Below are 14,382 nucleotides of genomic sequence, written 5' to 3' on the forward strand. Positions count from 1 at the left end.
GAATTACGCTTCTATGAGAAGGCGTTCAACCGCATCGACGACATCTTGTACGGTGCGTACTGCTTTGAACTCTTCCGGCTTGATTTTCTTACCGGTTTTCTTTTGAAGATGCACGATCATGTCGACTGCGTCGATGCTGTCGAGTTCCAGATCTTCGTACAGGCGCGCCTCAGGCTTAATATCTTGCGGGTCAACTTCAAACAGCTTGACCAGCAGTGAGGAGACTTCTTCGTAAATGGCTTTTTGTTCGGTCATAACGGACTATCCTCAGGCACGTTGCGCGTGAATGAAAGATGCCAGCGTGGCGACGGAGAAGAAGTGCTGACGCATTTCTTCGCTCTCCGCTGAGAGGACCACGCCATACTCGTTTTTCACCGCCAGACCCAGCTCCAGGGCATCGATTGAGTCCAGGCCTAAGCCATCGCCAAAGAGTGCCGCTTCGGTTTCAATATCGTCAGCTGTTAGTTCGTCGAGATTCAATGTCGTTATAATGAGATTTTTGATTTCAAGATAAAGCGCTTGCATCATTAATTCCTGAAAGAGGTAAAGTACCTGGTTGTAATTGAAGCAAAAGATGCCGGTTCAACTGCCTTGCGGCCAGCGCCGGTTCTTGTGAATTTGCGTCGTAAAATTGGTCGATCTTAACCCGCTCGTGTACTGAAATGGTAAACATGGGTTTTACCGATGGGACGTCGTACCATTGGCTTTCTTTGTTCAGCATTTGTTCGCTGCATTTAATGGTCACTATGCGTAAATCACTGCTGCAGCGCACGGCGATATTCGCCGCACCACGCTGTAACGTCATTTCCTCTCCGGGGCGTGTACGGGTTCCCTCGGGGAAAATTAAAATAGTATCGCCTTGTTCCAGACGTTGCTGGCATGCGGGCAATAGCGCGTCAGCCTGGCTGTTAATCAGATAATCTGCCGCCCGGACCACGCCGCTGAGGAACGGATTTTTTAGTAGTGCACTTTTCACCAGACAGTCGGTTTCGGGCATTACCGATGCCAGTAGCACGTAATCGATGAGCGTCGGGTGGTTGGCGACGACCAGGCATCCTTGTTCATTGCGTAAAATATCTCGTCCTTCAATTTGGTAGTCCAACACACCAAGCCGTTTCGCCACCGTTAAAAAGAGGCGAAAACTGGCGGCGATGCTGCGTCTGGCGATACGCCGACGTCGGGCTTTATCCCATATCGCGATCAGCAAGACGTTAAACCAGAACGTAGAAAGAAGGAGTCCGCCGAGGCCAAACAGGGCAAAGCAAAGACCGGTCATCACCAGTCGCCATACCCGGTTAAGCCGCAGGAGCATCGTGTTCATCCCTGACTCCACTGCCATTGTACGCGTTCGCCAGACAGGGTAAACGCCTTGGTATCTTGCAAGTAATGTTGTAAAAACAATAGGCTTTGCGGCAACGGTGTCTCACCCCGCCCGCAGTACGGACGGGTTTCACATTGCCAGCTATCACCGGATTCAATGACCAGCGCGACGGCAAACGGCCATGTTGGCATGTCTGGTGGTAACTGTGGGTGATAAAACTCGGGCAGAAAACCGTCGAAATCGACCATCAATACGCGCTGATATCCCGCCTGCAACAGCCCGATGACTTCACATAGCCCTTGCTGGAACGTATCCCTGCCAGCAGAAAGCGAGGAGGAGGCAATCGGTTTTTTCGCAGCGATCGTCAGGTTACCCACAGCAGAGTTATGTACAGAGAGGGCAAAATCGGTTGGTGAGAGTGCCTGCCCAGTCGCCAGGGCGTGCAGGATCCTGTAGTTACGCTCCAGTTCACCATGGCGGCTTGTATACAAAACAGCATTGATATCATGGCGGCGTAGCATCGCCAGCCCACAATCGACGGCCAGTTTGCTGCCGGAACTGAGTCGGCGAGCCGTCATCATCGGTAACTCGTTGAGCTTAGCCAATGGCGCAGTGGGATCGATGGCGTGCGAAAGCCGTGACCATTCATGCCACTGTTCTGTTTCGCTTAACCCTGGCGCCCTGGCCTGCCAGTCTATAATGTTGAAAGCAAATTTCATCAACGCGTATCCGCGGTAAATCGGTTGTTCCGATTGTTTCTTATTTTTTCTTCTGACATATCAATAAAGTATGCCCAACACCTAAGTTGTCGTGGCGTTCATCTACCTGAAAACCTGCCAGATTCAGATAGTGATAAAACCTCTCTACGCTGTAGAAACGGCTGTTGCCATTCGCCATACAGGTAAAATAAAGCGAAGACGCATTCAGGCTAAATGAGGCCGCTTCAAATTTTTGGGCATCCCAAAACAGTTCCATAATGAACAGCTTCGCGCCCGGTTTCATCACCCGGGCAACGTTGCGCAGCATAGCGATAATTTGTTCCGGAGAAAAACAGTCCAGAAATTGACTCATCCACCAGATATCAGCGCCGGCAGGTAAAGGCGAGTCGCTAAGCATATCCACAGCATGGAAATTTATGCGATGAGATAATCCTGCATTTTCTATATTTTCGCGGGCAAGTGCAATTTGTTGCGGCAAATCTAATAGGGTGACAGTAATATTGTCATCATGTTGACAACAACGTAATGCCCATTTCCCGGTATTTCCGCCGACATCGTACAGGGTTGCAGGGGCGCTGGCGAATACATATGGCAATGCGGCATCAAATGCTCCATCTGAATAGTAATGATCGAAAGCAAACCAACTTTCACGCGCAGCCAGCGGTAATTGTGACAGTGCAGGATAGATTGTTGACCAGTCGCCAAAAGTTTTTAACCCTGCGGGTTTTCCTTCTTTCAGTGCATTTTCCAGATAGAACAGCCCCTGATAACAAACATCCTGGGTGAAGTCCATATTCACACGCGTCATCGTGTCATGTAAAAGAAAATGACCGACTTTAGCGAGGTAATAATATCCCTCTTTGTGGGTAATGATGCGCCCACTTAACCCCATATCCAACAGGATGCTGGCGGCATATTCGTTGATGGTGCTGTTTTCGGTAATCTCGTCGAGCGTGGCGCCGCGTTTACCTTGCTTGTCCAGCCAGGTGAGTACTCCAGCATTTCGCAGACACAACGCGGTTTGAAATAGCATAGGGGCAAAGGCGATACGTTGTGCTTCAGTAATGGCATCCAGTGCGCTAAGCGAATCCTGTTCGTACATGTGGGGACAACCTGTTAAATGGCAGATAGTAAGAGTATCGGGCCTTTTCGGCCCGACTTTAGGCGTAATTACAGATTGGCGCCGGCTGACAGATTAAGCTGGATATCTTTATCCAGATTGCGTACCCAGCGGTTGTAGTTTTTGTGAATCTTTCCACCAGAAGCCTGCAGGTTGAGGCTGCTGTCATATTTGATGTCATAGCTGGTGGCGGTATAAGTGATACGGACTTCAGCCACATGATCGCGGGTTTGTTGGCGAGCTTTAATAATACCTGGTCCGGCTTCGGACATGACCCATTGGCGTTGAATACCGGCTTTTAGGATCGCGGTTTTAACCTGGTCCTGAGTATGTCCCGCGCTCACACTGGTGTGAACTTGATCAATCGGCGCAGTACGTGCACAACCCGCCAGTGCACCGACAACGGCAATGGCTGCAAACCACTTAATATACTGTTTCATTAAAACTCCCTCTCAAAGTACCGTTTATACATGTTAACTTATAAGCTCCGGAATCATGATGCACCCTTTATCACCTGCAATTTTATTTAAACTAAATTAGCGGTTTATTTCACTCTGTTGATAGCGAGGCAATGAGATGACCGGATGATAATATTCTATCACTTTCTTCAACAGAAACTTTTCAGCATCATCATCGGCGAGAAGTATAGATTTTTAGAGAAAACGTATCAAATAAAATAACCTTTAAATCTAAGTGGATAGTTTAAGTTAAATGCTTTGGATGTGTTCATTACTTTTATGTTTTTTGGCAAAGAATAATGCATGTGGATTATATATTTCCTTTATAAAAGAATGAATTCCTTTTCACTCTTTATTTAAGATAAGCCACTGTATATAGCTGTGTTGACGTCATTTTAACGTCAATATGGAAATATAATAACTACCTCGGTTGGTAGTTTTCAGGGTAGCCGACTTTTGGGCCTGCCGGGTCCCAGCAAAATTGCCAGTTTGCTACCGCCTGTGGTGGTTTCCATCCAGATTTTACACACGCTGGTTAACGGCACGGAGAGCAGCATACCTACCGGACCAAGCAGCCATCCCCACACCAACAGAGAGAGAAAGACGATTAGCGTCGATAATCCCAGCCGGTGCCCCATCATGCGGGGCTCGAGGATGTTGCCAATTACCATATGCACCACCAGAAACAGCGCCCCAACCAGCACGCATTCGTAAACGCCGTTGAACAGCAGCGCCTGGATCATGGGTGGAACGGCGGAAATGACCGAGCCAATGTTGGGCACGTAGTTTAGCAGGAATGCCAGCACACCCCACATCAGAGCAAACTGAATACCCATTAGCGCCAGCCCCAGCCAGACGATGGCTCCGGTCCATAAGCTGAGCAGCGTTTTCAGCGCCAGATAGTGAGAAACACCTTTCAGTGCCCGATGCAGCCCCGCAATATGGATTTGTGGGTTGTTCAGCGCAAAGCGCAGCTTATAGGGGACATGACGCACCTCAAACAACATAAAGACCACCGTCATCACCAGCAGAACGACGCTGGCCATGGCACCGGAAAGACTTGTCATCAGCGTGGTTGTGAAGGTCATCAGCTTGTCGGAGTCCATACGTTGCAGCATGCGCTCCGGGGACATATGCAGATTCAGAAAAGGCACCATCTCTTGCAGATACAGAACCTTGCGCGTCAGCTCCTTGTTGTATTTTGGCAGCATGGCCATGAATTCAGTGATGGATGACGCCAGAACGCCGATTAACGCCGTAAGAACGATCAGCATCACCACCACGACTAACGTTATCGCGACTGGCCGACGTACACCCCGGCGAATAAACCAGGTGACCAGCGGATTCAATACAATGGCAAAAAAAAGGGCCAGCAGAAGCTGTACGATGATATCCGCCGCGGCATGAATACCCGCGAGGATCACCACCAGAGCGGCCAGTTTGAGCAGAATGTGCAAACCCGTTTTATCGGGCTGGGCGGTTGTCATGTCGTCTTCCTGTTTGCGTTTTTGCATTAAGTGTAGCGGTTGGCTTGCGACTGATATTCCGAAACTGACTACTGATTTCTGCCCGGCAACATGGTAGAAATGAAACACTGTTGTGAAAACGTGGTGATCCTCCATGCCCGAACCCGTCGCTGAACCGACGCTTAGCGGTTTACGCCTTAATCTGCGTATTGTCTCTGTGGTGATGTTTAACTTCGCCAGCTACCTGACCATTGGTCTGCCGCTCGCTGTATTGCCAGGCTATGTCCATGATGTGATGGGATTTAGCGCTTTTTGGGCAGGGCTGGTCATCAGCCTGCAATATTTCGCTACGCTGCTGAGCCGTCCACATGCCGGTCGCTATGCCGACCTGCTGGGGCCAAAGAAGATTGTGGTATTCGGACTGTGTGGCTGTTTTTTAAGTGGTCTGGGCTACTTCCTGGCGGGCTTCACGAATGGCTGGCCGCTGGGCAGCCTGCTGCTGTTATGCCTGGGGCGCGTGATTCTAGGGATCGGGCAAAGCTTTGCCGGGACTGGCTCTACGCTGTGGGGGGTTGGGGTCGTTGGTTCAATGCACATCGGACGGGTGATTTCGTGGAACGGCATCGTGACCTATGGCGCGATGGCGATAGGCGCTCCGCTGGGCGTTCTGTTTTATGCCTGGGGTGGCTTACAGGGACTGGCGCTGACCGTGATGGGCGTGGCGCTGCTGGCAATACTGCTGGCGCTCCCTCGTCCGGCGGTGAAGGCCAGCAAAGGCAAACCATTGCCGTTTCGCGCGGTGCTTGGGCGTGTTTGGTTGTACGGCATGGCGCTGGCCCTGGCCTCAGCCGGATTTGGCGTGATCGCCACTTTCATTACCCTGTTTTATGATGCCAAAGGCTGGGACGGCGCCGCTTTCGCGCTGACGCTTTTTAGCTGCACGTTTGTGGGGACCCGCCTGTTATTCCCAAATGGTATCAACCGTTTAGGTGGACTAAATGTGGCGATGATCTGCTTTAGCGTCGAGATTGTTGGGTTGCTGCTGGTCGGGATGGCTTCCATGCCGTGGATGGCGAAAAGCGGCGTCCTGCTGGCCGGTGCAGGGTTTTCGCTGGTGTTCCCGGCGCTGGGCGTGGTGGCGGTAAAAGCCGTCCCGCAGCAAAATCAGGGCGCTGCGCTGGCGACGTATACGGTGTTTATGGATTTATCACTGGGAGTTACGGGGCCGCTGGCTGGGCTGGTCATGACCTGGGCGGGCGTGCCGGTTATCTATCTGGCGGCGGCAGGGCTGGTGGCGGTGGCGTTATTGCTGACCTGGCGATTAAAAAAACGGCCTCAGGTGGTGTCACCGGAGGCCGAGTCATCGTCTTAACCGTTACTGGATAACCAGCGTGTTAATGATGTTTTCTGCGGTAGTCTGCGCTTTTTGCTGATCGTCAGCAGGCAGCGTGATTTGCAGAGTCAGCAGTTGGTTATCGACTTTACCCAACACCACGGAAGAGTAAGCGGTCTGGCCTTTGGCCGAGATGATGCTGTCTAACTGCTGCAGCGTGTGGCCTTTCAGCTCAATAGATTTATTGGTGACGACCTGCAACTGCGGGTCGCGGCTACGCTGCTGATCTTCCAGGCGTTTTGCCAGCACAGCCAGGTCTTCGTTGGTATTGTCGCCAACAATCACAATCACCGCTTTCTGGCCGGTTGCGTCAGAATAAACGTGCATATTGTTCGCCTGGGTGCCCAGTTTGCCGCTCTGATCGGTCATATCCGCTGGCAGGGAAAAACTGAGTTTACCGTCCAGCAAGCTGACCGGTTGTCCGGTGGCGCTACTTTCTGCGGCAGCACCCTCTGCTGGCGCTTTTGTATCGCTATTATCACAGGCCGCAAGCCCCATAACCAGCAGGCCAATACCGACATATTTAACCAGATTGCGCATTGACTTCTTCCTTTCGATAAACGGCCATAACGGCTCATTCGTCCATCTTATCACAACTCGGAAAATGAACCTTTAACTCGTCTGCAATGCAGCGATTTCGGATTTATCTGCCAGCCTTTTCAGTAACATATTCAGCAGCACGCCGTACATCGGCAGGAAGAAAATAATGCTGATCAGCACTTTGAAGCAGTAGTCAACCAGCGCGATTTCCATCCAGTGCTCGGCCATAAAGGCATCTGGGCTGCGCCAGAAAGCGATAAAGAAGAAGGCTAACGTATCGCTGATGTTGCCAAACAGCGTGGAAGCCGTTGGCGCCAGCCACCAGCGACGGTTCTGACGTAGGCGGTTAAAGACATGCACATCCAGAATTTGACCCAGCGCGTAAGCCATAAAGCTGGCGGCGGCGATACGGGCGACAAACAGATTAAAGTGCAGCAGTGCGCCGAATCCCTGCCACGATCCCATATAGAACAGTGATGAAACGACATAGGAGATCAGCAGCGCGGGGATCATTACCGCAAAGATGATACGTCGTGCCAACGGTGCGCCAAAAATACGCACGGTCAGATCGGTCGCGAGGAAAATAAACGGAAAGCTGAAAGCGCCCCATGTGGTATGGAAACCAAAAATGGAGATCGGTAGCTGCACCAGATAGTTGCTGGAGGTGATCACCAGCAGATGAAATAGCGATAGCCAAAACAACGCTTTTACGCGTTGAGATTGTGTAAACGGAGTCATATTGTGACCTTTTTGTTGGATGGGGTGAGGGAACCCAATAAAAAACCGTCGCATGATACTGCTTTAAGAGCACATTGCAATGGTTGTTTTTCACGCAATCGTTAACCTGATTGGCTTACGCCACAACAGAGCGTAAAATAACGCCGTTTTTGAATGAACGAGACTACGATGAGCGATCTGTTTACCTCTCCCGACCATACTCTTGATGCCCAGGGGCTGCGCTGCCCGGAACCCGTAATGATGGTGCGTAAAACCGTGCGCGGCATGCAAGCGGGTGAAACGCTGCTGATTGTCGCCGACGATCCGGCGACAACCCGTGACATTCCTGGCTTCTGTACCTTTATGGAGCATGAGCTGGTGGCAAAAGAGACAGACTCTCTGCCGTACCGCTATCTGGTGCGCAAAGGCCAGTAATCTTAGCCGGATGGCGCTAATGCAACTGCCGTCCGGCACAGACGCATTATCCTTTACGTAGTAACCGCAGCGCGTTAGCGGTCACCAGTACCGTCGCCCCCGTATCTGCCAGCACCGCCAGCCACAGTCCGGTTATCCCGAGCAGCGTGGTGACGAGGAAAATCCCCTTCAGGCCTAGCGCAATCGCAATGTTCTGGCGAATATTGGCGTGGGTGGCGCGGGCTAACTGAATCATTTGCACCAGACCACGCAGGCGGTTGTGGGTCAGGGCGGCATCGGCGGTTTCCAGGGCGACATCGGTCCCGCTTCCCATCGCAATGCCAATGGTGGCTGCTTTCATTGCCGGAGCGTCGTTGATGCCGTCGCCGACCATCGCCAGCGGCGACTGTTGGTTAAGATGAGTAACGGCCTGTACTTTATCTTCCGGTAATAGACCCGCTTTGAATTCGAGACCCAATTCACTGGCAATAGCTGCCGCCGCTCGCGGGTTATCGCCCGTCAGAATCACCCCTTTCACGCCAATCTGATTAAGCTCGCTGATGGCGCTACGGGCGTCGTCGCGCAGCGTGTCCTGTAGAGCCAGCACGCCAAGAACGGCATCGCTACGCAGCACCAGCACCACCGTTTGACCCGCGCTTTCCAGCTCGCTTATCTGCCCGGCAAAAGCATCGGCAGGCTGCTTACCGGCGGCGCAAATCAGCACGCGTTCGCCGTTGACCAGTGCTTCAATGCCAGAGCCAACCAGCGCCCGTTGATCTTTTGCGGCAGGGATAGTCAGCTCGCGCGTTTGGGCTTCCCGAACAATCGCCTGCGCCAGCGGGTGCGTCGCGCCTTGCTCTACTGCTGCCGCCAGCGCCAGCAGTTCTGCCTCGCCAATACCGCTTGCCGGGTGAATCGCCGTGACGCGCGGTTTACCGATGGTCAGGGTGCCGGTTTTATCAAACGCGACCTGCGTTACCCTACCCAACTGCTCCAGCGCGGCCCCGCCTTTGATTAACGCGCCACGACGTGCCGCGGCGGCAAGGCCAGAGGTAATGGCTGCGGGTGTGGAAATCACCAGCGCACATGGGCAGCCAATCAGCAGCAGCGTCAGCCCTTTATAAATCCACTCCTGCCAGGATGCGGCAAACAGCAGCGGTGGTACAAGGGTGACCAACAACGCAACCGCCATAATGGCTGGGGTGTAAATCCGGCTGAAACGGTCAATAAAGCGCTCAATGGGGGCGCGGCGTTCTTCCGCTTCTTCAATCAATTTCAGAATACGGTCAATGGCGCTGGCACCCGGTTCGGAGAGTACTTCCAGCGTTACCAGACGGTCCACGCTGGTGGCGCCCGCCGGGACTTTCTCGCCCGTGGCGCGCTCAACCGGTATCGATTCGCCGGTCAGGGCGCTTTCATCAAAGCTGGCAAATCCGGAGACCAGCTTGCCATCGGCAGGTAAACGCCCACCCGCGGCAACCTCAATAACATCGCCTGGCTGGAGAGTATTGATAGCAACCTCTTCGCGCTCGCCGTTACGCAGGCGCGTGGCGGTTTCCGGCTTGAGCGCCATCAGTGCGCTGACTCCTTTACGGGCGCGGCTGGCGGCCCATCCTTCCAGGCGTTCGCCAATTAAAAACAGCAGCAGCACCATGGCGGCTTCGGCCGTCGCGCCGATAAACAGTGCGCCAATGGCGGCCACGCTCATCAACGTTTCAATGGCAAAGTAGCTGCCGGTTTTCATCAGACGCAGGGCCTGACGGGCAATCGGATACAAACCTACCAGCGTGGTGGCGACAAATGCTATCTGGCCAAAGGGGTGATTGAACTGCTCCAGCCCCCAGCTAATCGCCATCATGATAATCAGCGAAATCAGCGGCAGGTTCTCTTTAAACCGCGACTCGGGGGCGGCGTCTGGCGCTTGCTCATCGCGCAGGGTATAGCCTGCCTTTTGCACTGCGCTTTCAACTTGCAGGCGGATATCGGAACCCGCGTCGACTACCAGTTTTTCGGTGGCGAACAGAACCTGGACCTGGTTGACGCCGTTGACCTGGCGGACCGCATTCTCCACTTTTCGGGCGCAGGCTGCACAGTCCATGCCTGCCACTTTCCAGGAGTAGCGGGTACCCATTACGGTACCGGATACGGGTGGTGGGGTGGAGCAACTTCCTTCGCAGCAGCAGTCGTCAGCCTTTTGTGGCGCAGGCGCTAGCTTGAAAGAAGAAAATTGTGGGGCTTTTTTGCCACTGGAATCGGGTGTCGACATGGCATCCTCCGGTTGATAATCATTTCATATTAACCGGAGGATACACTCTGGAGTCGACTCCAGAGTCAAGCGTTTTAAAGATACAACGAACGAACAATCAGGAAATGTCCGGCGAAGTAGCAGGCGGCAGCAATTGCGTTATCGGCGCGGAAGCGGCGACGGTAATGGCTACCCAGCCAGACAATGTTGCCGATGAACAGGAGTGATGCGCCCATAAAGGCCGACAGCGCCGGAGCGGTCGGGCGGAAGAACCACAGCTCACCAGCCATCCAGACCATCATCAGCGTGATACCAATAAAGGTACAGATAGCGATGCGTAGCTCTTCCAGACGTGTCCAGATCACGGCAATCAGCAACGCCCCCAGCACCACCAGCACCAACGGCAAAGGCCAGAAGAACGACAGCGTCATTTGGCTGGCGAAGTAAATGGTATACAGCAGATGCGACAGGAAGAATGCCCCCACGGCATACAAAAGGCGTTGGCGCGGTAACAGCGTCAGCGCATCGCCCAGCAGCGAGGCAAGCAGGCCAGCCAACACCAGATAGCTGACAGCATTAAACATTGGCGCCTGCCAGGCCAGCAGCGCCAGCAGGAGTAACGTTAGGGGTTTAAAGACCCAGCGTTGCCAGGCGGGCCCACGATAGGAAGCATCCACGAACAACCATGCGGAAAGGCAGACAGCGATAAACGACCAAAGCATCTTAGTTCCTTGAATTCGTTATTTTTTCGTAAGCGGGGTGCTCACGGCTCTACTGTTCAGTGTAGAGGTCGACACTGCCAGATGACAACACCATAACAGGCAATGTATGCTTATTTCCGCATTTTCTGATGGGTTAATAATATGAGCAAACCACCACTTTTTTTCATTGTTATCATTGTCTTAATCGTTGTTGCTGCGTCGTTTCGCTTCGTTCAGCAGCGGCGTGAAAAAGCCGATAATGATACTGCGCCGTTAGTGCAAAAGCAGGTGGTGGTGAGTAACAAACGGGAAAAACCGCTTAACGATCGGCGATCCCGCCAGCAGGAAGTGAGCCCGGCGGGGACCAGCATGCGCTATGAAGTCAGTTTTAAGCCACAAAGTGGCGGCTTCGAGCAGACGTTTCGTCTGGATGCCCAGCAGTACCATGCGTTAACGGTCGGGGATAAGGGAACGCTGAGTTACAAAGGTTCGCGTTTTGTTGATTTTACAGTGAACGCTAAGGTTTCATCTGACTGATGCCGGATGGCGGCTTACGCTTTGTCCGGCCTGGAGATTTTGTCGCCCCGGCCTGCTAAGCGCCGCCGGGCGAAAAGATCACAGTTACTTCTTCAACTGATCTTTAATCTTCTTCTGCCAAACCAGTAACTCAAAGACGCCGAACAGAAAAATACGGATTTTCTCTCCGCGGGTCATCTGCGGGCCATCTTTAGGCATGGTGCTTTTTAACAGCGCCAGTTGCATGCCGTGCATCAGCACCATAAAAATCAGTGCGACGTTAACGAAGATGTTAAGCGGGCGTGGAAAGGATTGGAAAATATTGAGTAGTAAAAATGCCCAGACGCACAACATCAGCAGGCGTCCCAGGTTAATCAGCATCGTGTTCTCCTCGTGCTTCACGTTGGTAAAGGCGATAGGCGACCTGTCCGGCGACTTTTTCGCGGTACAGCGACCAGTTCACCGGAACCGGCGGCAAACCGTTTTCTACTTCGCTTTCAACGTAAATATACGCTTCATTTGCCAGCCAGCCATGAGTTTCCAGAAGAGTTAATGTTTCTTCCAGTAATCCTTTGCGAAACGGCGGGTCAACAAACACCACGTTATGCGGCGTACCCGTCTGGGCCAAAAATGTCAGGGTATTGGTGTTGACGACCCGGGCATGGGGGGCTTTCAGCGTGGCGAGATTGTTTTGTAGCTGCTGTGATACCGCGCGATCCATTTCCAGAAGCGTCGCATTTGCCGCATAGCGAGAGAGGGCTTCCAGTCCCAGCGCGCCGCTGCCGGCGAAGCAGTCCAGGCAGTGAGCATCGACCATTACCGGGGCCAGCCAGTTAAATAAGGTTTCGCGTACGCGGTCGGTGGTTGGGCGCAGACCGGGACTATCCGGAACCGGGAGTTTACGGCCACGCCATTGGCCGCCAATAATGCGGATCTGGCCGCTACCAGAGTGATTCGGTTTTTTCATTTCAATTATTGCTCAATCCGCTGCTGACGTGTCATTCCAGGCGGTGATGTGAGTTAAGTTAACCCGTCGCCTTTCAAGTTACCTCTTCGTTGGCTGCACTTACTCACCCGAATCACTTACTAAAAGTAAGCTCATCGGGATTCGTGCGCTTGCCACCTTGACGTAACTCGAAATTCATTGGGTATAAGTGATAGACTATTTCATCATTTTTTTAGCTGCTATGTACATAGCGTTGACGCTGTGCCATGAAGCAACAGCGGGGGAGTGTAGTCGCAAATGGCGAAAGAGAAAAAACGTGGCTTTTTTTCCTGGCTGGGCTTTGGTCAAAAAGAGCAGGCACCGGAAAACGAGACAGAATTAAAAAACGAAGAACAACAACCGGTTGCTGAAGAAACTACCGTCGTTGACGAACAGCCGCGCGCCGAGGAAACCCGTAGCGAGGCGGAAACGGAAGCTTTTGCAGCTGAAGTTGTTGAAGTGACTGAACAGGTTGCGGAAATCGAAAAACTGCAGCCGGAAGCAGAACCTGTTGCCGAACAATCGCAGCCGGAGATTGAGCGGGTTGCTGAACCCGCTGCTGAACCCGTAGTGGAAACGCCAGCGGCGACGGTTATCGAACGCGAAGAATTGCCGCTGCCGGAAGAGGTGAAAACCGAAGAGGTTTCTGCCGAAGAGTGGCAGGCCGAAGCGGAAACCGTGGAAATCGTTGAGGCGGTTGAAGAGGAAGCCGAAAACGAACCGCACCTGACTGATGAAGAGCTGGAAGCGCAGGCGCTGGCTGCTGAGGCAACTGAAGAAGCCGTGATGGTGGTGCCGGTAGAAGAACCTGCCGTAGAAGCACCGACAGAAGAAGAGGGAGTCCAGGAGCAGGAAAAACCAACGAAAGAAGGTTTCTTTGCGCGTCTGAAACGCAGCCTCCTGAAAACAAAAGAAAACCTTGGTTCCGGATTTATCAGTCTGTTCCGTGGTAAAAAGATCGACGATGATCTGTTTGAAGAGCTGGAAGAGCAACTGCTGATCGCCGACGTGGGCGTAGAAACGACCCGCAAGATTATTGCGAATCTGACGGAAGGTGCCAGCCGTAAGCAGCTCAAAGACGCGGAAGCGCTGTACGGCCTGCTGAAAGAAGAGATGGGCGAGATTCTGGCGAAGGTGGAAGAACCGCTGAATGTTGATGGCAAGACGCCGTTTGTTATCTTAATGGTTGGCGTCAACGGCGTGGGTAAAACCACCACTATCGGAAAGCTGGCGCGTCAGTTTGAGCAGCAGGGTAAATCGGTGATGCTGGCGGCGGGCGATACCTTCCGTGCGGCGGCGGTAGAGCAGCTGCAGGTCTGGGGTCAGCGTAACAACATCCCGGTGATTGCTCAGCATACCGGCGCGGATTCCGCGTCCGTCATCTTTGATGCTATCCAGGCGGCGAAGGCGCGTAATGTAGATGTGCTGATCGCTGATACCGCAGGGCGTTTGCAGAACAAATCGCACCTGATGGAAGAATTGAAAAAAATCGTTCGCGTCATGAAGAAGCTCGACGAAGATGCGCCGCATGAAGTTATGCTGACTATCGACGCCAGCACCGGGCAGAATGCGATAAGCCAGGCCAAACTGTTCCATGAAGCCGTGGGCTTAACCGGTATCACCCTGACTAAGCTGGACGGTACAGCGAAGGGCGGGGTCATCTTCTCGGTTGCCGATCAGTTTGGCATCCCTATCCGCTATATCGGTGTGGGCGAACGTATCGAGGATTTACGTCCGTTTAAAGCGGACGATTTTATAGAGGCACTTTTTGCCCGAGAGGATTAACA

General features: G+C 52.9%; 17 protein-coding genes. 4 read left to right on the plus strand and 13 right to left on the minus strand.

Features of this window, described 5'->3' with window-relative positions; all coding sequences use genetic code 11:
• Positions 1-3 precede the first annotated feature (3 nt).
• From HV037_RS01305 to HV037_RS01335, 7 genes are all read right to left on the minus strand, one after another.
• The gene (locus HV037_RS01305; protein WP_016154855.1) at positions 4-255 is read right to left on the minus strand and encodes an acyl carrier protein; all 252 of its coding nucleotides are present in this window, start codon (positions 253-255) and stop codon (positions 4-6) included.
• Between the two features lie 12 nt (positions 256-267).
• Entirely contained in the window at positions 268-525 is a 258-nt protein-coding gene (locus tag HV037_RS01310; protein ID WP_016154854.1) for a phosphopantetheine-binding protein, read from the minus strand.
• Positions 506-1,321, minus strand: a complete 816-nt coding sequence (locus HV037_RS01315) for a lysophospholipid acyltransferase family protein (protein WP_016154853.1) — start codon at positions 1,319-1,321, stop codon at positions 506-508. The genes HV037_RS01310 and HV037_RS01315 overlap by 20 nt, the downstream gene beginning before the upstream one ends.
• A complete protein-coding gene (locus HV037_RS01320) occupies positions 1,318-2,040 on the minus strand; it encodes a beta-ketoacyl synthase chain length factor (RefSeq protein WP_016157671.1) in 723 nt (240 codons plus the stop codon). The genes HV037_RS01315 and HV037_RS01320 overlap by 4 nt, the downstream gene beginning before the upstream one ends.
• Before the next feature lie 40 nt (positions 2,041-2,080).
• On the minus strand, positions 2,081-3,142 hold the full coding sequence (locus HV037_RS01325; RefSeq protein ID WP_016157670.1) for a class I SAM-dependent methyltransferase: 1,062 nt from the start codon (positions 3,140-3,142) through the stop codon (positions 2,081-2,083).
• Positions 3,143-3,210: 68 nt separating this feature from the next.
• The gene (locus tag HV037_RS01330; RefSeq protein ID WP_029139728.1) at positions 3,211-3,588 is read right to left on the minus strand and encodes a hypothetical protein; all 378 of its coding nucleotides are present in this window, start codon (positions 3,586-3,588) and stop codon (positions 3,211-3,213) included.
• Between the two features lie 470 nt (positions 3,589-4,058).
• Positions 4,059-5,105, minus strand: coding sequence for an AI-2E family transporter (locus HV037_RS01335; protein ID WP_016154849.1), 1,047 nt, complete (start codon positions 5,103-5,105; stop codon positions 4,059-4,061).
• Between the two features lie 133 nt (positions 5,106-5,238).
• Here HV037_RS01335 and HV037_RS01340 point away from each other — a divergent pair, with 133 nt between their 5' ends.
• On the plus strand, positions 5,239-6,456 hold the full coding sequence (locus HV037_RS01340; protein ID WP_016157668.1) for an MFS transporter: 1,218 nt from the start codon (positions 5,239-5,241) through the stop codon (positions 6,454-6,456).
• A 3-nt stretch (positions 6,457-6,459) separates the two neighbouring features.
• Here HV037_RS01340 and HV037_RS01345 read toward each other — a convergent pair whose 3' ends face one another.
• Positions 6,460-7,017, minus strand: a complete 558-nt coding sequence (locus tag HV037_RS01345) for a DcrB family lipoprotein (RefSeq protein WP_016154847.1) — start codon at positions 7,015-7,017, stop codon at positions 6,460-6,462.
• Between the two features lie 72 nt (positions 7,018-7,089).
• Positions 7,090-7,755 (minus strand): 7-cyano-7-deazaguanine/7-aminomethyl-7-deazaguanine transporter, encoded by a 666-nt coding sequence (locus HV037_RS01350; protein ID WP_016154846.1) that lies wholly within the window; start codon positions 7,753-7,755, stop codon positions 7,090-7,092.
• Positions 7,756-7,923: 168 nt separating this feature from the next.
• Between HV037_RS01350 and tusA the strand changes: the two genes are divergently transcribed.
• Positions 7,924-8,169 (plus strand): sulfurtransferase TusA, encoded by a 246-nt coding sequence (gene tusA, locus HV037_RS01355; protein ID WP_003827551.1) that lies wholly within the window; start codon positions 7,924-7,926, stop codon positions 8,167-8,169.
• A 46-nt stretch (positions 8,170-8,215) separates the two neighbouring features.
• Here tusA and zntA read toward each other — a convergent pair whose 3' ends face one another.
• Complete coding sequence (zntA, locus tag HV037_RS01360) at positions 8,216-10,414, minus strand: Zn(II)/Cd(II)/Pb(II) translocating P-type ATPase ZntA (RefSeq protein WP_088583073.1); 2,199 nt, start codon at positions 10,412-10,414, stop codon at positions 8,216-8,218.
• Positions 10,415-10,488: 74 nt separating this feature from the next.
• Positions 10,489-11,115 (minus strand): lysoplasmalogenase, encoded by a 627-nt coding sequence (locus HV037_RS01365; protein WP_016154844.1) that lies wholly within the window; start codon positions 11,113-11,115, stop codon positions 10,489-10,491.
• A 141-nt stretch (positions 11,116-11,256) separates the two neighbouring features.
• Here HV037_RS01365 and HV037_RS01370 point away from each other — a divergent pair, with 141 nt between their 5' ends.
• Entirely contained in the window at positions 11,257-11,631 is a 375-nt protein-coding gene (locus HV037_RS01370; RefSeq protein ID WP_016154843.1) for a DUF2500 domain-containing protein, read from the plus strand.
• Between the two features lie 84 nt (positions 11,632-11,715).
• Here the strand turns inward: HV037_RS01370 and HV037_RS01375 are convergent, their stop codons facing one another.
• Together HV037_RS01375 and rsmD are read right to left on the minus strand one after the other, a co-directional pair.
• Positions 11,716-11,991, minus strand: coding sequence for a DUF1145 family protein (locus tag HV037_RS01375; RefSeq protein WP_103283360.1), 276 nt, complete (start codon positions 11,989-11,991; stop codon positions 11,716-11,718).
• On the minus strand, positions 11,981-12,577 hold the full coding sequence (gene rsmD, locus HV037_RS01380) for a 16S rRNA (guanine(966)-N(2))-methyltransferase (RefSeq protein WP_016157666.1): 597 nt from the start codon (positions 12,575-12,577) through the stop codon (positions 11,981-11,983). The genes HV037_RS01375 and rsmD overlap by 11 nt, the downstream gene beginning before the upstream one ends.
• A 276-nt stretch (positions 12,578-12,853) precedes the next feature.
• Between rsmD and ftsY the strand changes: the two genes are divergently transcribed.
• Positions 12,854-14,380: a signal recognition particle-docking protein FtsY gene (gene ftsY, locus HV037_RS01385; protein ID WP_047415926.1), complete on the plus strand. Its 1,527-nt coding sequence runs from the start codon at positions 12,854-12,856 to the stop codon at positions 14,378-14,380.
• Positions 14,381-14,382 lie beyond the last annotated feature (2 nt).

The sequence above is a fragment of the Citrobacter sp. RHBSTW-00017 genome, assembly GCF_013797615.1.
GTDB classification, from domain to species: domain Bacteria; phylum Pseudomonadota; class Gammaproteobacteria; order Enterobacterales; family Enterobacteriaceae; genus Citrobacter; species Citrobacter braakii.